Origin of the sequence: Variovorax gracilis, assembly GCF_030317115.1 — a bacterium.
GTDB classification, from domain to species: Bacteria; Pseudomonadota; Gammaproteobacteria; order Burkholderiales; family Burkholderiaceae_C; genus Variovorax; species Variovorax gracilis.
On sequence record NZ_JASZYF010000033.1, the window covers coordinates 24,682 to 43,340 of the forward strand.

The following is an 18,659-nucleotide window of genomic DNA, read 5'->3' on the forward strand; positions in this document are numbered from 1 at the left end:
GGTGATGTCCTGTGGCTGCTCAGTCGAGCTTGATGTTGGCTTCGCGGATCAGCGCGCCCCATTTCTGGTGCTCGCTGCGGATGTAGTCGCCGAATTGCCTGGGCGTGCCCTCGGCGGCGGCGGTGCTGCCTTCGAGCGCCAGCTTCTCGAGCACGTCCGGGCGCTTGAGGATCTTCTGCACCTCGCTGTTGATGCGCTCGACCACCGCGGGCGGCGTGCCCGCGGGCGCGACCAGGCCGGTCCAGGTGATCGCGTCGAAGCCCGGGTAGCCCTGCTCGGCGACGGTCGGCACGGCGGCGAGCTGCGGCACGTTCTTGAGCCGCTGCGGCGAACTGATGGCGAGCGCACGCACCTTGCCGCCAGTCAGCTGGGGGATCGCAACCGGCGTGTTCGCAAAGTTGAGTTCCACCTGGTTGCCGAGGAGGTCGGTCATCGCCGGGCCTGCGCCCTTGTATGGCACGTTCAACACCTTGATGGCCGCGCGGCGCTCCAGCATCTCGCCGGCCAGGTGACCCACGGTGCCATTGCCGGCGAGGCCGATGCGCAGCGATTCGGGCTTGGCCTTCGACGCGGCGACCACGTCGGCCAGCGTCTTGTAGGGCGACGACGCGTTCACCAGCAGCACCACAGGCTGCGACGCGACCGAGGCGATCGGCGCGAAATCCTTCAGCGGATCGAAGGGCATCTTCGCGTAGAGGGCGGGGTTGATCGCCAGGTTGGCGGTCTGGCCGAGGCCGATGGTGTAGCCGTCGGGGGCTGCCTTGGCAACGGCGTCGAGTCCGATGTTGCCGCCCGCGCCGGGCTTGTTGTCGATCACGATCACCCATCCGGCCTGGGTCGACAGCTTCTCGGCGATGAGGCGCGCCACGAAATCGGTGCCGCCGCCGGGCGGGAAAGGCACCACCAGCTTGATGGGCTTGGCGGGCCACGGGGTCTGGGCAAGGCTGCTGCAGGCGAGCAGTGCGAAGGCGGCGCCTGCGAGCAAACGGTGTCGACGGGTCATGGAATGTCTCCTGTTGGTGGAGCGAATTCTGAAAACTTCAACTCATTCCGTCTATTCGATAATGTTCATTCATCGATTCCTCGGAGCTATGAATGGACATGCACCTTCGAGACCTGAAATATTTCGAGACCGTGGCCGACCTGGGCCACGTCGGGCAGGCCGCCGACAAGCTGGGCCGTACGCAGCCCGCCCTGACCAAGGCGGTGCAGCGTCTGGAGGAGGCGTTCGGCGCTGCGTTGTTCGAGCGCAAGGGCCGGGGCATCCGGCTCACGCCCGTGGGCGAAGTCCTGCTGGCGCGTGCCCGCGTGCTGCGCGGCGCGACCGAAGAGGCGCTGCGCGAGGTCGGCGATTTCGCCAAGGGCAACGCCGGCCACGTGCGCATCGGCAGCGGGCCGATCGCGGCCGATCACGTGCTGCCCGAGATCTGCAGCCTGCTGTTGGCCGAGGCCAGCGAGACCACGATCGACATCACTGTCGCACCGAGCATTGCGTTGCGCGAGCGGCTGCGCGAAGGCGCGATCGACCTGCTGATCGGGCTGATGCCCGAGAACGACGACGACTTCGTGACTCACTCGATCGTGGAGGACGTGGTGGTGGTCGCGACCAGCCCGGATCACCCGGTGTTCGCCTTGCCGCGGATCACGATGGAATCGCTGCTCGCCTGGCGCTGGGTGCTGCCGGTAAACACGATCGTGAGCCGCCAGTGGCTCGACGCGGCCTTCCGCGCACGCGGCCTGCCGACCCCGACGGCACAGATCGACGCGAACTCGATTCCTCTGCTGCCGCGCTTGATCGCACGCACGCACCTGCTGAGCTTTCTCTCGCGCCACACGCTGAACGCGAGCGGTGCAGCCGGCGTGCTGCGCGAGGTGCCGCTGAAAGAGACGACGCTGCGGCGCCACCTGGGCGTGACCTATCGCAGGGAAGGCTACCTGTCGCCTGCGGCGCAGCGGCTGGTGACGCTGCTGCGCTCGCGCGGCAAGCGCCTATTCACCTCCGCGCTGGAACAATCGCGGTAACCCGACCAGCAGGGTCAGGCGACGGCGTGCATTGCGGCGTCTCGCGCCTCGGTCGCGGTTTCGCTGCGGCCCTTGGCCCGCAAGACGCCGAACAGGTCCTTCGGGTCGGCGGTCTCCGGCATCAGGTCGAGGATCTCGCCCAGGCCCAGCGCCTCGGCGGTCTCGCGCATGAAGGCGAGCGCCGCGAAGTCTTCCAGCGCGAAGCCGACCGAGTCGAACACGGTGACCTCCGCGGCATCGAGGCGCCCCGGCCGATGCCCGCCCAGCACCTGCCAGAACTCGGTGGCCGCGAAGTCGGCGGGCATCTGCTGGATCTCGCCTTCGATGCGCGATTGCGGTTCGAACTCGACGAACACCGATGCCTTGTCCAACACGCCGCGATGCAGCTCCGTCTTGCCGGGGCAGTCGCCGCCCACCGCGTTGACGTGCATGCCGGGCTCGATCATGTCGGGCGTGAGGATGGTCGCGTTGGTCTTGTCGGCCGTCACGGTGGTCACGATGTCGGCACCTCGCACCGCCTCGGCCGTGCTGCCGCAGACGCGGATCTGAAACCCCTGGCCGTCGAGGTTGGCGGCGAGCTTGGCGCTGGCGGCCGCATCGGTATCGAACAGGCGAAGCTCGCGAATGCCCACGAGATCGCGGAATGCGAGCGCCTGGAATTCGCTCTGCGCACCATTGCCGATCAGCGCCATGCTGCGGCTGTCCGGCCGCGCCAGCCTGCGTGCCGCCACCGCGGACATCGCCGCCGTGCGGATGGCGGTCGTCAGCGTCAGTTCCGACAGGAAGCGCGGCGCGCCGGTGCGCACGTCGGCGAGCACGCCGAAGGCCATCACCGTCGGCAAGCCGTGCCGGTGATTGCCCGGGTGACCGTTGACGTACTTGAAGGCGAACTGCTCGGCGTCGGCGATGGGCATCAATTCGATCACGCCGACATCCGAGTGGCTGGCAACGCGGGCGCTCTTGTCGAAGTCGTTCCATCGCAGGAACTCGCGCTCGATGCGATCGGCCACGCCTGCGATGCAAGCGGAAAGGCCCTTGCGTTGCACGAGACGAATCATCTCGGGCGCGCTGAGGTAGATGGTGCTGGGGTAGAGACGGGTTTGCATCGCGAGGTCCTCTGTCGATGCAAACAAGTGTGCGCAAGGCGCCTGTCAACCGGTAGGCGCAAGGTTGCAGCGTCCTGCGCACCGGGCTGCCGAAACGGCAGGGTTCGCTGCCGGTGTGACAACGGCGACGACCGGGCGCTAGGCGTCGCCGTCTCCTTCCCCCTCTCCCTCCACCTGGTCGAAGCGCAATGCGCTCGATCCCTCGCCGCGCCCGACCTGACGGCGGAACGAGGTCCACACCCAGGTGGACCCATCGGTCCATCGCGCCATGCGCCGGGCGCGGGTCACATGCGCTCCCTCGCGCGGCACTTCCTCGTCATAGAGCAGCAATTGCGTGCCGGCATTGAGCACCGTGCCTTGCGCGGGATGGATCTTCCTCGACCCGTCCGGCTGCAGCACGGCGCCTCGGCGCAGGCGCTGGACGATCTTGCCGTCCTCCGCCGCCAGTTGCACCGGCAGCAGCGGAATCCAGTTGGCCGGCACCGTCGACGACAGCACGTAGTGCAGCGAACCATCGGCGCGCCCGGTCGGCGGCGACGTCCCTGCGTCGTTCTCGATGCGTTGCACTGCCTGCTCCACGGGGCTCTCCGTACTGCGCTCGATCGCCCATGCGAGATTGGCCATCTCGTCGCGCATCAGCAGCACATCCTCCAGCACGCCGCCTTCGATCACGCGGCCCAGCGAGGGCGGCAGGAAGAACAGATTGGTCTGCGGCGAGTCGATGGGCGCCTCGCCCGCACGGCGCAGGCAGCCCAGTTGCCACATCGACCAGTGGGGCGGCGGCAAGGCCGGGTCGCCGATCGGCCGCAGCAGGCTTCGCACGCCGAAGGTGTCGGTCACGACCAGCGACTCCACACGCGTCAATGACCCGACGGGCAGTGTCAGGGGCACGACGAACCAGTCATTGCCGTAGCTGCCCGCGTACTCGATCACCATGAGTTGCGCGAGGTCGGTCGGTCCCACCGGCAGCAGGCCGTAGGCGATGCGTGCGTCCTCCATCTCCCAGAAGCGCGCCGCCGGTGCGCCGCGGAAGCCGACGGGCGCGGGCACGGTGGTCTCGACGACGCTGCTGAGCTTTCGGTCGCCGTCCGTGCCCATGCGCACTTCGAGATTGCGGTCGAAGCTGCTCCAGTCGAGCCGGCCATCGTCGAACTCGGCGGCGGTCAGCGCGAACTCGTCCTCGGGCCGGTCGGAAAGCCGCGCCGCCACCGAGACGGCGTACTCCAGGCGCGAGGGCTGCCAGGCATCGCCGGGCGCATCGGGAACCGGCGCCGGCTCGTTCACAAGCGCGTCGTACCAGGCCAGCCAGGCCAGCGCCGTCTGTTGCACTTCGGCGCGGTCGGCGACCGCGATCTTCAAGGGCGCTTCGAGCACGACCTGCGCCGCGCCGCCGTTGCGGAAGGCGTCGGCAAGCCGGCGGGCATCGGGCGCGCGCGCCGTCATGGTCTGCATGAAGCGCGACGTGGCTTCGTCGATCGGGTCCGCATCGGCCGGCGGCGCGGGCAGCGCCTGCAGGGCGAAGCGCTGGATCAGCACCGCGCGGTAGCTCTTCGACAAGGGCTGCAGATCCAGCATGCGCAGGAACTGCAGGCCGGCCTCGACCGCGAGCGTCAGCATGCGCGCGTCGTTTGCATCGGCCGGGCGCATGCGCCGCCGCTCGACATGCACCTCCAGCGGCGCGGCCATCGGGTCATAAGGCGGTGCCCGCATCTGCGTGTCGTGCTTCAGCTCGCCGAGGTGGCAGCGCGACAGCATGGCGCTGGTGGCGCGCACGCGCGCCTGCACGGGCGAGCCCGCGTCCTCGGCCTGGAACTCGCCGACCTGCCACTGCCGCGCGAGGAACCACAGCGGATCGAACACCCGTGCATGGGTGCCCGTCGACATGGCCTCGTCGCGGCAATGCGGTTCGAGGCGGGTCCAGCTCGTGATCGACGCCGTGCTCGGGCCGGTGGGCGGCGGCGGGGGTGGCGGCTGCGGCGGGGGCGGCCGTGGGGGGCGAGGCGGACGCGGCGGCGGGGGCTCCGGTGGCTCCGGTGGCTCCGGAGGCTCGGGGGGTTCCGGCGGCCGCCTGGGAAGGCGCGGCTTCGGCGGCGCAGCGACGGCGTCGGCGGGCGGCTTGGGCTTGGCTGGCATGGCGTGTCCGGGCGCTGGATGGACGGGCTATCGCGTCAGCGGCGCGGCGTCTGTGGACACCACGTCGTCCTTCGCGTTGAAGGCGAGGTAGAGCGCCGGGAGGTACTGGGCCGTGCCCGCCAGCGCCTCGGCATCGATGGCGCGCAGCTTGGCCAGGTCCAGCGTCTCGGCCAGCACGCGGTGCAAGCGGGCGATGGTCCAGGTTTCATCGGGCACGGGCGGCATGGCAAGCAGCACGCTCTGGGGAGCGCAGGCATCCGGCGGGTTGTACTGGAAGGTGATCGCGGTGGTCTCGCGCCGGCTCGGCACGACTTCAACCCATTCGTCCACGGCCAGGCCGCACAACGGCAGCGCGGTGTCGAGCGTGGCCGGCACCTGCAGCACGAGCGAGAGCTTGCCCGAGGGCGGCTCGGCGTCCGGCGCGCAGGGCAAGCCGACCCACCGCTCGCCGTCGACGTAGGGCAATTGCGCCACGCGCAGGTTCAGGCGCTCGCCGGTGTTGAGCACCTCGGCACCGCGCAGGCAGGCGGCCAGGCGCGCCACCGGATCGCGCACGCGCGCGCTGCGCGTGAACCACGTGTGCGCGGCCAGCGGGTCGCCGCCCTGTGCGACGGCCGTCGCCGCGACCGCGGACGCCAGCTCCGCCGCTGCCGCACTGTCGCAAGTGAAGCGCGGGAGCACCACGAAGGCCGCGCCGAACACCGCCCGCATCCGCTCGCTCAACCGGTCGCGCCGCACGCGAGGCTCGGACGGTGCGGCCACGGCACGCAGGGTTGCGCCCTGATCGAGACGCGTCCTGGCCTGCTTGAGCAAGGCTGCGGACTGCTGCAGCAAGGCTTCGCGCGTCGGTGCATCGTCACCCGCCGCGACGGCGGGGACGGCCGGCGACAAGCCGAAGCTGCCCAGTTTCAGCATGGCTGCGCGCAGCGCGTCGGATGTGCTCGCAGCGCCCTTCTTCACCAGGGCGTCGAGCGCCTTGTGCGCGGCGTTCAGCGCGTTCTCGGCCTTCACCGCGCGGGCCTCCAGCTCCACGAGATCGAGCGCGCCCGTGCCGGCGCGTTCCGGCGGGTTCAGGTCCTCGGCATCGGCACCGCGCGCGTTCGAGAGCAGGCGCTGCGCGGCGCGCGCTTGCTCCAGCACGTCGAGCAGCGTCAGCTCCGCTCCCGCGAGATCGGCGGGCCGCGCGTGCTGGATGCGCAGGGTCGCCTGCGGAGCGAAGCCGCCTTCCTGATGACGCGCGAGGTACAGCAGGCGTTGCTCGATGTCATCGGGCGCGGTGTCGGCGCGGCGCGGACCCGCCACGGTTTCCACGCCGTACACCACGTCGAGCGGCGCCAGTTGAAGATCGCCCAGGCGCAGCACGCGCGTCTCCATGACGGCGCCGCTCACGCCATCGATGCGCTCGACCGCGCAGCGCACCTTGCGCGGGTCGCCCAGGAGCCTTGCAGCCCATGCATTGAGCATCGGCTCGGCGCTCGCACGCGCCGAGGTCGACGCGGCGGCCCAGCCGGTCGTGGCGGTTGGCTTGCCGCTCCACAGCGCCAGCAGGCGGTGCGTGAGCGCGATGCCGCTGCGCGGGATGCGCGCCGCCTCCAGCTCGGGCGCGGGCGCGTCTCCGTGCGCGATGGCGGCCAGCGTGCTGGCGATGCGCGAGGTGTTGCCGCGTGCCATCTGGTAGGCGGCCTCGGCGGTCAATGCGTCGCCCAGCCCATCGATGGCATCGCCGAGGGCGTTGAGTTCGCGGACCATCTTCTCCAGCTCGTCGGCACTCGCGCCGGCCTGCACGAGCAGCGCGTTCACAGGTCGGCCGTCATCGCGCCAGCGGCTGTGCAGCACCAGGCCATCGACGACGTTGTTCGCCGCGATCGCTTCCAGGGGCTGCGTCTTCACTTCGAGCTTGCCGGCGACCAGGGGCGCGAAGTCGCGCAGCGGTGCGATGAAGCGGTCGAGCGACAGGTCATGCAGGCTGCGTTCGAAGCGATAGCCGAGCAGTGCGCCCAGTGGCTGGCCCTGGCGCACGCCTTCCAGCAGTTGGCTCGCTTCCCGCACGCGGCGCGATGTGAGGTCGATCGCGAAGGCGCCCTCCTCCTTCGGCACGCCGGTCGGGCCCAGGTGCGCGTTGCGCAGCAGCGCCGCGGCCGCGGCATGCGTCATCGATGGCGCATGAATGAAGCCGCTGTCGTTGGGCGACGCGAAAAGCGGACCCGGCTCGCCGGCCGGCGACGCGACGGGCGCGGCGGACGCGGCCGGCGTCGGCCGCAGGTTCTCGACCCAGCCGTAGCCGCCCGCATAGACCCCTTGCGGCGCTTCGGCTCGCATCGACGCGAGTCGCTTGCTCGCGAAGGAGGTGATCCACGCATCGAGCCGGTGCGACGAGAGATCCAGCGTGCCCTGCATCAGGAGTTGCAGCGCCTCGCTGTCGAGCGCGCGCAGCCAGTCGAGACTGTCGCGAAAAGCGCCGAGCGACGCGAGCGCGGGATGCTCGAAGCTGCTCGCGCTGTCGAGGAACTGCCGGATCGTGTTCTCGCCGGTCATTGGAGGCACGTGGAGATCGAGCTGGCGCTTCCAGGTGAGCGTCGGCGTGGCGCCGGTCACGAGGTCGATCAGCTCCGGGTCGCGCAGCAAGGCGGCCGCGTCGTTGCCGGGCAGGCCGGCCGCGATCAGGGCAGTCGCCTCCGCCAACTCGCGCAGCAAGGCGTGGCGCAGTAGCGTCTGCAGCAGGGGCGAGGTGCTGTCGGGATTGACGGGGTCCGGCCGCAGGGCGATCAGGGCCTCGATGCCGGGTGCGGCCAGCAGCGCGCCGATGTAGTCGGGCTCCAGCTTGCGCCAGGGCGAGACCTCGCCGGCCTGCACCAGCGGCGAAGTCACGTCGTAGGCCAGGTCCGCAAAGACGGAGCGCGTGAGCCGCGGGCGCCACGGAAAGCCGAGTCGCTGCAACAGCCCCGTCGCGATCGCCTCCTGCATCGGGATGAAGCCGTTGCCCTGCAGGTCTTCGAAGAGAAAGGCGCGCAGGTGCTGCAGGTAGTGGCGGCCGAGCACGGCGCGCGTGCTGTAGCTGGACGAGACCGCGTCGGTGCGCATCACGTCAGCGAGGTCGCCGTCGGGATCGGCCGGCTGCCGGCGGCCGACGCGCGCGGCGTCTCCCAACTGCGGACGCCAGGCGCCGTCGCGCAGTTGCTGCAACACGTTCCGCAGCCAGAGATCGCGCGCGAAAGCGCCCTCCTCGCCCGTGCGCGGAAGCCACTCGTCGAGGGAAGTCACGGGGAGGAAGCCGTAGGGCTGGCGGCCCACGCGCAGGCTGGGGTATGGCCCTGCGCTGCGCACGTGATCGAGGAAATGGGCGCGCGCCCACGCGATGTGATCGGGCGTGAGGCCGCTGCCGTCCGGCCCTGCCAGGTTGTTCAGGAAGTAGCCCCAGCCCGCCGGCCATAGCGCGTTGTTCATCGCCCGCATGTCGGTGTCCTGCTGCCCGGCCGCCATCGGCAGCCGGCCGAGCACCGGCGCTACCTGCGCGGCGGGCAGGCCCAGTGCCGCGCCGAGCCGCACGGCATTCGATGCGGCGGCGAGCGTCGACGGATCGAAAGCCACCTCGCTGGCGAAGCTCTGCACGCGGCCGGGGTCGGACGAGTCGTAGCCGGCCCGGCGGTCGGCCGAATTGTTGGTCGGCGTGCCGGTGCGCAGGAATTCGGCGCCATCGGTGTAGTGATGTGCGTCGAGCAGCGAGGCCAGCTGGGCCGCGGTGTCCGCTGCGTTGGTCGACGCGGTCCCGAGCACGAACAGGCTGTCGAGGCCCGCGGCCAGCACCTGCGCCGGAATCGCGATGCGCATGGCCATCCCGGCTCTCTCGGCTTCGTCGAAATCCACCATCCAGCGCATGCCTGCGTCGACGGCGAGTTGGTCGTCAGGCACCTCCACCACCGGCGCCTGCGGATCGGGCCCCGTCGCCAGCGGGCGTCGAATGTCGCTGCCGCTCACCGCGATCACCGGCAGGCCGCCCGACTGCACGATGGCGATCCAGCGGTCCGGGAGCAGCCGGGCGATCGGCGCGCGCCGCCATGCGGCATCCTTGCCATCGGAGACCACCGGCACATCCGGCCATTGCGGTGCGTCCGGCAAGGGGTCGGCCGCGGGCACCGCCGCCTTCGGACGCTGGGCCGAATTGCGAGGCTCCAGCACCCGCGCGATCCACGCCGCGCGCGCGGCACCGAAGCGATCGGCCAGTTGCCGCCACGCATCCGCGCGCGCGGTCGCGTCGGGGCCTGCGTGCCAGTCCTGCTCCCAGTAGTGCCGTCCCCACTCCTGTTCGCCCGGCAGCAGTTCGGGCTCATGGGAGTCGAGGTGGATCTTGTCGGGATAGATGCGCACCCGCAGTACGCTGCTGCCGTCGGGCTGCGCGAAGAAACGCGTTTCCAGCCGCACGGGCAGCAGCGCCAGCGGCCGGTCGCCCGGGCACAGCGTGTCGCCCATCAGCGCCGGCAACTGCGGATGGGCCGCGGCGGCGAGCGTCAGGTTGCTCCTGAAGAAGGCGGCGGCGGAGAAGCCTGGGGCGGTTGCCATGGCGTCGCTCAGTGCTTGACGAGTTGCGATGCATGGATCGCGATGCGCACCGGCAACTGCCGCACGATGCCGGCCATGTGCGCGCCGTTGCGCCCCCATTGCAGGCCATCCAGCGGCAGTCCCGCCGGCGGGCCGCCCGAAACCCCCAGATGGCTGGCGCCACCCGTCGGCGTGTCTTCGTCGAGACCGAAGCGCGGCTCCGTCGGGTGCTCCTGGATCACGATGTAGTGGCCGGCGCTTCCGTCGGCGCCGGTCGCGTGCGCCGCCGTGAAGTCGAAACCGAAGAAGGAGACGTCCGGCTGCATGCTCCCGCTGAAGGCCGGCTGCACTTCGGCCCCGGCATCTTCGCTCGGCGAGCGCACGCCGTTGGCATCCACCACGCCCGGCACGGCGTAGACGATGGCGTTGGGATAGCGCTTCAGCAGCGCGCTGCGCATCAGCATCACGAACTGCTCCCGCACCGGCGCGGTGGCCGGGTCGGCCAACGGGCGATCGGCCCACAGGTGCAAGGGGCCGATGTCGGGACGGGGGGCAGGCGCGCCGCGCACGTCCCAGAACTGGTCGAAGCAGGTGCCGCGCTGGTCTGTCGGGAAGCCGCGCCACAGCAGTTCGCGCGCCATCTCCACGTTGAGGCCGACCATGTAGGCCTCAACGAAGCGGCGGTTGGTCTTGAGGCCGATCACGCTGTCGGGCAGCACGGTTTGCAGGCCGGGCAGCAGCAGGTCTTGCGACAGGTCGCGCAGCGGCTCGTACATGGGCTGGCGGAAAGTCGGCGCGGCCATGATGGTGTCGATGCCCACCGCGGCGCTCGCGGGCGTGTCGACCGGCGCCACCGCGCCGGCGCCGACCGAGACCATGGCACGCGCCACCGCCACGAGCGTCTGGCGCGGGCGGGTCTGTGCCAGCACCGTCGCCTTCAGCTCATCCATCGCCATGCCGGCCGCCGGAGCGAAGATCCGCTTGAAGCGGCCGGGGTCGATGCGGCCCAGGTGCTCGCTCGCGGCGAGCCGGAACTCATGCGCCGACGGGCTGTCGGGCATCAGGATCATCACGGAGATGGCCGGCACGTTGATCGGCGCGCCCTCGGGCATGACCTGGAAGTTGGGTCGCCCGACCAGTCCGTCGATCAGCGTCTTCGTTACATCGCGGTAGGGGCGGATGTTGGCGTTCGGCAGCCGGACGCGCACCGCATCCACGGTGGCCTGATCGGTCGCGGCCGGCGCGGAGAAGGTCATGCCGAGGTTGAGCTTCGCCACCCATGTCATGGTGGTCGAGCGCGTCAGGCCCTGCGCGGCGATGCGCCGAGTGAAGGGACCGCGCTCCCGTCCGATGCGGCGCATCGCAGGACTGGTGGCCGCGAGCGGCAACGCCCTGCCCTCCATGCGCGCCACCAGCGTGCGCGGCGCCGTCTCGTCGGCAGCGATGGTGCGGATGCGCGCGAAGGCCGGCGAGCCGATCCGCAGCAGCGTCTCCGCGCCGAGGTTCGCGAAGTGCCGCGCATGCAGGCTGGTGCCGACGGCCAGGCTCAGTTGCAGTTGCCGCATCCGCTGGTTGGCGCGCTGCAGGTCGGCGGCCTGCTCCCAGGCTGCGGCCATCAGCGGCTCCTGGTGCTCCTGGACCACCCGCGTGCCAAAGGCTGCCACGGTTCGCGAACGCGGATCGAGGTTGAGCTGGTCCAGCCATCGAGGAATGCCGCGCGCCACGATCGCGCGTGCGGCATGCCAGCGGCCATAGACCGGCGGCGCGAGCAGCGGATCGGCGTCCGGGTCGGCAACTTCGCTCAGGCCCGGCGCGTTGACGATGTCGGCCAGCGCGGTCTGGAAGGGCTTGGCGCTTTCCTCTGCCCAAGGCGCCGGCGCGTCGGGTGTCTCCATCGGCAGCAGCGCGCCTTCGAGGCCCAGCTCGACATGCGGCGGGAACTCCGCCGGCAGGCCGAAGCCCGGCTGGGCGATGTCGATGGGCCTGCGCCCCAGCCCCTCGGGCACCGGCTGTGGCTTGAGCCGGCGCACCAGCGATTCGAAATCGCCGCCCGGACCGGTGCGGAACTCCCAGTGGTGGTAGACCGGAAGCAGGAAAGGCAGCTTCTGCGCCGGTGTCCATGCCGGCGCGAGCGCGTTGGCCGCGACCAGCTCGGTGTCCGCGACGGGCAAGCCCAGCCCCGCCTTGCGCCCGAGCTCGAAGGCCGGTACCACGCAGGCGATGTAGTCGGTGTCGGCGCGGAGGATGCGCGGACAAAGCAGGCGCGACAGCGACAGGGCCGGCGAACCCGCGAGCGCGCTCCCGACCTGCGCCGCGTCGGCCGCCGCAGCCTGCGCATGCGCCCACGCCCAGCTATCGACGAGATCAGGCAGCTCGGCGGCGATGCTCGCGGGCGCGGCGATCTGCAGCGCGGTGCATGGCGCATCCACCGTCGGACCGATCGACACGCCCTCCTGCTTGCGCACGACGACCAGGCACAGCCATGGCCGCAGCTTGCCCGTGGCATCGGCACGGGCCGGCGTGAAGAGCCAGGGGAAGTCGGGCCGGTCGAACTCGATGGCCGCAAAGTAGTTGGGCTCGAAGTCGATGCTGCCCGGCCGCGGATCTCGCCGCACGATCTGGTTGGCGTCGATGCCCACGACGTCGGCCGGTCCGCGCAGCCGCACCGTCACCGGTGGCGCGGCGCTGCCGTTGACCGACAGCACGGCGGACAGTTCGGCCACCGCATGCTGGCCCGCGCCGAGCGAATCGGCCGTGCTGATGCTCGCGGCCGCGCCCTGGCGCACCCAGGGCAGAAGGCTCAGGTTGGCGGCGGGACCGGATGGCATCGATCGTCTCCTGCTGCGTTCGCTAGCCCTGCAGCTCGTGCAGCGGCACCACCTGCCACCGTGCGCCGCCGCGGTTGAGCGTGTCGAGCGCGGCACGGTACTCGCTCCAGGTCCGCAGGCCCGCATCGACCGGCGGGGGTGCGCCGTCGGCCAGCGGAACGATGGCCCAGCGGGGTGCTTCGACCTCCACGGCCTGGGCGGGCTCGGCTTCGAACTCCTCGCCACGGCGGAAGCGCGCCAGGCCAATGGCCCGCACCGGCGCGCGCGCCGCGGCGCCGGTGCGGCTGTGGAAGCGCAGTTGCGCGAAGCTCATGACGAACGGCGGCGCGGGCGGCTTGGGCGGCGCGCTCATGTCGTCGATCACGATCGGCTCGTACTTCAAGGGCGCCGCGACGACTTCCGCCGCATCGAAGCTCACCGATTCGCTTCCGAACACCACGCCCGCGTCCATCTGCTCGAAGGACGGGCCCGCGAGCTTCTCGTCGTCGCTCATGGCAAAGAACTGCGCGGGGGCGAACTGGTCGCGAACGGCGTCCGTACCTTGCGGCTGCGAGTTCAGCGTGGCCGTGACCGTGAAGCGCCGGGCGCCTGCCACGGGTGCACCGCCGAAGGAATCGACGTCGCGCGAGGTGTTCAGCGGCACCACCTGCTGCCTGACGACCAGGCGCCCGAGCGGATCGAGCACGATGGCAGCGCTGCCCCCGCCCGTCGCGGCAAGCTTGCGCAGCGCCACGCCGTGGCTCGCATGCGCAGGGCCCAGCGTGGTCCAGCTCTGCGGCGTGGCGAGTGCCTTCTTCAACTCCGCGAGCACGTCCACGGCGGGCGGCAGCGGCGGCTTCTCGCCGTCGATCAGGGTCTTGTCGAAGCGCACCGTGAAGTCGCACCACAGGATCTCGAAGGAGGCCTTGCCGCTCACGCGCAGCGGCCGCGGGCCTTCGAGCTCGCCCTTGAGCGAGACCTTGAACAGATTGCTGGAGCCGCGCTTGAGCTGCACCGAGGCATGGAACTCCGCGAGGAAATGCAGCGGGACGAACTGGATCAGCACGTCGTAGCCGATGTCTCCATCGACGCTGAAGCCATAGGCCGCCGCATGCAACTGCGCCCGCGCGCCGAATTGAAGGGTGTTGGACGTGATCGCGAAATAGGCGTCGCAGGTGATCCGCGGGTTGTCGCCCGAGCTGAGCGCGATGGCGATGCGGTCGAGCTTGGGCAGGTTGGCCGGCGGTGCGAAGCGCGGGTTCAGGCCGCCCACCGCCAGCACGAACCCCGCGCCCGGCCCGGAGGTCCAGCGCGCGCGCAACGCCATCGCGCCGGTCAGCGCGAACTTGTGCACCAGCCGCGAATCGACGAGCACGGCATCGATGGAGGCGGTGCCTTCGTCGAAGTCGAGCACGCCCATCGCATCGAGGTTCAGACGCACGAGGTCGTTGTCGCGCGAGGGCAGCATGGAGCTGATGCGCCCCAGCACCAGCAGGCGCGAGCGCGCGCCGAACTGCAGGATCAGCGCTAGGTCCAGCAGCACCAGCGTGGGCGTGGCCCAGCCGATGCGCGCGAGGATGCCGAGCAGGTAGCTGCCGCGCAGTGCCGGGAAGGCACTGGCGAGCGAGCGGATGATGGCCGGCGCATTGGCGACCGGATTGCGCGGGAACAGCAGCGTGCCCAGCGTGTCGTTCTTCAGCCCCGCGCGCAGCACGTCCTGGTCGAAGGTGCGGTTGACCGCCACCATGCCGCCGATGCCCTGGAGCGTGAAGCCCATGCCCAGCGGGATCGGCCGGAAGTCCTCGGCGGTGATGAAGATGATCATCGAGAAGCCCGGCCTGCCATCGGGCATCTGCGTTGCGATCAGGCCGAAGGCCTTGAGCGTGATGGTCTCGTGCAGCGACAGCTGCATCACGCCTGCGTAGAGCTTCTGCGCCTCGTCGTGGAACAGGAAGCCGCCGCCCGTGAGAACACCGCTCGCTTCCACCGACAGGCCGACGCCGCTGGGCGGCTTGAAACGGAGTTCGAGGTTCGCGACGCCGAGGTTCCCGCCCGAAGGCGGGAAGCTCAGCAGGCCGGCGATGCCGATGCGATCGAGCACCGCGGTCAAGGGTCCGATCGAGGCCGACACACTCGCCGACACCTCGGCGGCCACGTCGGCATCCTGCGGCCGCAAGGCCAGCGTCAGGGCCGAGAGCGTCACGCCGCCGAAGGAAAGGCCGACCGGCACCGAGGCTTCGAGCGCCGCGCTGCCGCGCAGGGTCAGGCCCTTGTCGCTGGACCACGCGATGCCGAGATCGCCCTGGGCCTGCAGGCCGCCGGACGGCAGGATGGCACTGAGGAAGCCATCGCCATCGCCGGCCGCGATGACCACCATCGCCTTCGTCACGTCGGCCGACACGGCCAGCGACGCGCGCGTTTCCGACAGCGCGACTTCGAGGCCGAGCCGCGCGCCGCCGACTTCGATGCGCGCGCCCTCGGGCTGCCCGATGACGTAGGCCGGCAGCGCGTCGACGGTCGCGAGGGTGGCCGACGCGCTCGCCTTCACCTCGACGGTGCCCGGGCTCGCGAGCAGCGTCACCCCATGACGGCCCCAGGCCACGACATCGATTCCCGCGGTGAGATCGGCCGCGATCTCCCAGGGACCGGCGCTCCCCCGCACGGCGATCGTGCCGAAGGGGCTGATGAGCAGGCCCAGGTCGCCCTGTTCCGCCGGCGACAGCGACAGCACGACGCCCGACTCTGCCGCCGCGCCGTAGAGCGGATCGTCCACGTACACGATCAGCGCATGGGCCATCAGCGGGCCGGCATCGCCCAGCGCCACGGCGTCGTCGGGATCGAAGCCGTAGCGGCAGGTCACGCCGAGCGAGCGCAGCAGGCGCAGGAGCCTCGGGAACAGCTTGTCGGCCATGGCATGCGCGTCGGCCGCCGTCTGCATCGCGTTGCCGTACTCGGCGCGCAGCACGGCCATCGGGTCCTTCAGCAGCGACGGCAGGCGGTGGAGGTGCCAGCGGTCGAGCCGGTAGCTGTCACGCACCAGCCGGCCGCCCTGCACGAGCGGCGCGTTGCCCTCGCGCTCGTCGGCGGGTTCGAGCAGGGTCAGCAGCGCCGCCGCGGGCCTTGCGGCCGGGATGCGGCTTTCGAGAAAGGCCATCACCAGCAGGTCGACCAGTTCGCGGCCCAGGCCTTCGAGCGAGGCCAGCGGCCCCTGCTGTTCGAGACGACGCAAGGCTTCGAAGGCCTCGGCGGCCGCGTCGAGCACGGCGGCGATGGCATCGAACGAGGGCACCTCCTGCGCTGCGAGCGCATCGATGCGATGCCTCAGTTCCGCGACCGCCGCGAAGGCTTGCAGCAACGTGTTGCTGTCCGAGTCGGGTGGCACGCCGAGCTCGGCGAGCAGGCGCTGGAGAAAGGCCGGCTCTTCCGCCACCTGGATCACGGGGTCGAGCAGGCTTGCGAGGCCGCTCGCGAGCGAATCGAACAAACTGGCGCTCATGGCATGGCGCGCGGCACGAACTCCGCGAAGGCAGGGTCGTCGGGGTCGAGGCCCACCACGTAGTCGCTGAGCTGGAGCTCACCGTCCTTGTCCTTGCGCCAGCGCACGGTGTGGTGCAACCGGCGGATGCTGACGTTCGTGGGATGCCAGTCGAACGTGATCTCGCAGAAATTGTTGGTGCCGATGACCTTGTTGACCGCGCCGCCGGCGTTGTACATGCGGTACTTCATCGCCGCGAGCCGCAGCGCCTCGGCGGCCATCTTGCGCTGGTCGGGCGTGCTGCCCGCGGGCAGGGTCGGAATCGGCGTCACGTCCACGGGCACGCTGACCTCGGGCGGCGTCAGGTAGTCGAGGCGGTAGGTGTAGTCCGGAGGCGTCTGCGGATCGATCGCATTGCCCAGGAAGAAGCCGTCCGGCTCGGTGGGCAACGTCGGCTGGTCCAGCTCGATGGTGAACAGCGGCACGAAGGTGCCTGCGGGATGAAGGCCCCGCTGCCCCACCACCTTCTGCGAACCCTGCGCGACGTTCCAGCCCACGTAGCCTTGCGGCGTGGTCTTGGGGATCATGAGCCAGGCGATGGGGTTGGGCGTGTAGGCGTAGCCGTCGCGGTGGAAGCCGAGCGTGCTGTCGGTCTCCTTGCGGAACGAACTGGCCACCAGTTGCGCAATGACCGCCTTCACCGGCTGGGGCTGCACGTCTCCCAGGCGCGTCGATGCCTTGTAGAGCAGCCGGGTCGCGAAGCTGAAATGCACGTCGCCCGAGATCATGGCCAGCGCGCCCGTCCGCTTGCCGCCGACCAGCGGCAGCTTCTCGGTCAAGCTCGCCATCAGCCGGTCGAAATGGATGGACGGCAGCTCCCACGCCTCGTACACGTCGGGGAAATGCTCGAAGAAGTTGGCCACGCCATCGTGTCGCGCCGCGGAACGGATCGGCTCCACGGCCGGCGCGTTGGTGGTCATCACCACGATCACGATGCGCTCGCCCGCCGGCGGCGTGTTCACGATCTGCTGCACCAGCTGATCTGCCGGCATCAGCACGCCGCCGCCGACGCGGCCCGTGGGAAAGGCGCGCCACGAGCGCGAGTCGGTGAAGATGACCTGGTGGCCCGGCCCTTCGACCGTGAAGTTGTAGACCAGCTCGTCCGGTTCGTGGAACACGGCATTGGCGGGTCGCGTCGCGAGCGAGGCTTCGTCGTGCACGGCCACGAGCTTGCGCAGCGCGGGCGACTTCGTCTCGTAGACCGCGGCATCCGTGGTGCCGTCCAGCAAGTCGAGCAAGGCCTTGCCCGGTGGCCTGGTGCCGCCCGCAGCCGGGTCCTCGAACACCTCCGGCACGTTGCCCCAGTGCTGGCACAGCGTATAGGCCACCAGCGCGTTCTGCGCCACCCGCAGGCCGAGCGGACGGCCATACAGCGACTTGCAGGTGTCGCGCGTCATGTTCCAGTCGTCGGTGACCTCGTGGTCGTCGAAGATCATGTAGCTCGGGATGTTGGCCAGCATCCGGCGCACGTCCGGAAGATCCTGGCGGAACAGTGCGAGCTTCTTCGCTTCGCGGTCCATGCCGAAGTGCTGGCCTTTCTTGACGCGCTTGCCGAACCAGTGGCTGAACGCGATCGCATCGCCACCGAGCACCGTGCGCGTGGCATTGGCGACGTCGCTGAAGAGCGGCATGTCGGCGGGCCACAGCACATCCGACCACACCATGAGGTACATGCACAGGTACTCGCCGAGCGACAGGAGCTGCCCGTCGAGGTCTTCCGAAGTGAAGCCCGCGGCTTCCAGGGGATCGCGCCGCAGGAAGGGCAAGAGCTTGTCCACGTCCGCCTTGCTGCCTGCGTCGTCGTAGGGAATCAGTTCCTTCCACCCGAGCAGGACATGGGCGGCATCGGAGAGCACCAGCAGTTGCGAGGCCGAGACATCGTCCGCGTAGATCTGATCGCCGGTCAACAGCAACTGGTGCGGCCGCGCGACCGGGTTGGAGGCGGCTTGCGCCAGCAGCTTGTCGCCCACTCCGAAGGCATCCCTGCCGTTGCCGTGCGGAATGCGGCACGACCCGCACAGCAGGCGCAGGTCGTCGAGCGACGCGGGCGGCAGGCAGAAGCTCGGCAGGCCGAAGGGCACGTAGGCGAAGGCGGCGGGCAGCGTGGTGGTTCCCGTGGCCGTGGGCAGGTCCATGGCTTGCTGGTCGTCGAAGGCGAACGACAGCTTGTAGCGATAGATCACGCCTTCCACGAGATCGGGCGCGCCGGCGTCCGGAACCGCCGTCACGCACACGATGTGCAATTGCGTGCCGACGGCGACGCTGTGGCGATGGCCCGATGCCACGGTCGCGTCGAGCGCATCGACCACCGTGAGCGTGACATCGCCGCCCACCCGCATCGCCAGCCAGACGCTGACGCTGCGCGGCGCGACCTTTCGCAGCACCGGCCCGGCCAGCACGCGCGGCAGTGCGGAAAGGCGATTGGCGAGCGACTGCCAGGCCATGGCGGCATTCAGCGGGCGACGGACGCGGGCAGCGCGAGGCGAAGTCTCATCGAGCCTCCTGGGCGGCACGCCTGGA

The 18,659-nt window shown here is 70.3% G+C and carries 8 protein-coding genes; 1 reads left to right on the top strand and 7 read right to left on the bottom strand.

Features of this window, described 5'->3' with window-relative positions; translation table 11 throughout:
- Positions 1–19: 19 nt before the first annotated feature.
- Entirely contained in the window at positions 20–1,003 is a 984-nt protein-coding gene (locus tag QTH97_RS31640) for a Bug family tripartite tricarboxylate transporter substrate binding protein (RefSeq protein ID WP_286572554.1), read from the bottom strand.
- A gap of 92 nt (positions 1,004–1,095) precedes the next feature.
- Between QTH97_RS31640 and QTH97_RS31645 the strand changes: the two genes are divergently transcribed.
- Positions 1,096–2,022 (top strand): LysR family transcriptional regulator, encoded by a 927-nt coding sequence (locus QTH97_RS31645; protein WP_286572555.1) that lies wholly within the window; start codon positions 1,096–1,098, stop codon positions 2,020–2,022.
- A 14-nt stretch (positions 2,023–2,036) separates the two neighbouring features.
- Here QTH97_RS31645 and ocd read toward each other — a convergent pair whose 3' ends face one another.
- From ocd to QTH97_RS31675, 6 genes are all read right to left on the bottom strand, one after another.
- On the bottom strand, positions 2,037–3,128 hold the full coding sequence (ocd, locus tag QTH97_RS31650; RefSeq protein ID WP_286572556.1) for an ornithine cyclodeaminase: 1,092 nt from the start codon (positions 3,126–3,128) through the stop codon (positions 2,037–2,039).
- 138 nt (positions 3,129–3,266) lie between these two features.
- Positions 3,267–5,012, bottom strand: a complete 1,746-nt coding sequence (locus tag QTH97_RS31655; RefSeq protein WP_286572557.1) for a hypothetical protein — start codon at positions 5,010–5,012, stop codon at positions 3,267–3,269.
- 276 nt (positions 5,013–5,288) lie between these two features.
- Positions 5,289–9,818, bottom strand: coding sequence for a hypothetical protein (locus QTH97_RS31660; protein WP_286572558.1), 4,530 nt, complete (start codon positions 9,816–9,818; stop codon positions 5,289–5,291).
- 8 nt (positions 9,819–9,826) lie between these two features.
- Positions 9,827–12,625, bottom strand: coding sequence for a hypothetical protein (locus QTH97_RS31665; protein ID WP_286572559.1), 2,799 nt, complete (start codon positions 12,623–12,625; stop codon positions 9,827–9,829).
- A 22-nt stretch (positions 12,626–12,647) separates the two neighbouring features.
- Positions 12,648–16,100 (bottom strand): DUF6603 domain-containing protein, encoded by a 3,453-nt coding sequence (locus QTH97_RS31670; protein ID WP_286572560.1) that lies wholly within the window; start codon positions 16,098–16,100, stop codon positions 12,648–12,650.
- Entirely contained in the window at positions 16,097–18,583 is a 2,487-nt protein-coding gene (locus tag QTH97_RS31675; protein WP_286572561.1) for a metallophosphoesterase family protein, read from the bottom strand. Before QTH97_RS31675 ends, QTH97_RS31670 begins: the two co-directional genes overlap by 4 nt.
- Positions 18,584–18,659: the final 76 nt, after the last annotated feature.

Coding starts and splice junctions, on each gene's coding strand:
- QTH97_RS31645 (WP_286572555.1), top strand. CDS start 1,096: ATGGACATGCACCTTCGAGACCTGAAATATTTCGAGACCGTGGCCGAC.
- QTH97_RS31670 (WP_286572560.1), bottom strand. CDS start 16,100: ATGAGCGCCAGTTTGTTCGATTCGCTCGCGAGCGGCCTCGCAAGCCTG.
- QTH97_RS31665 (WP_286572559.1), bottom strand. CDS start 12,625: ATGCCATCCGGTCCCGCCGCCAACCTGAGCCTTCTGCCCTGGGTGCGC.
- ocd (WP_286572556.1), bottom strand. CDS start 3,128: ATGCAAACCCGTCTCTACCCCAGCACCATCTACCTCAGCGCGCCCGAG.
- QTH97_RS31675 (WP_286572561.1), bottom strand. CDS start 18,583: ATGGCCTGGCAGTCGCTCGCCAATCGCCTTTCCGCACTGCCGCGCGTG.
- QTH97_RS31660 (WP_286572558.1), bottom strand. CDS start 9,818: ATGGCAACCGCCCCAGGCTTCTCCGCCGCCGCCTTCTTCAGGAGCAAC.
- QTH97_RS31655 (WP_286572557.1), bottom strand. CDS start 5,012: ATGTCGACGGGCACCCATGCACGGGTGTTCGATCCGCTGTGGTTCCTC.
- QTH97_RS31640 (WP_286572554.1), bottom strand. CDS start 1,003: ATGACCCGTCGACACCGTTTGCTCGCAGGCGCCGCCTTCGCACTGCTC.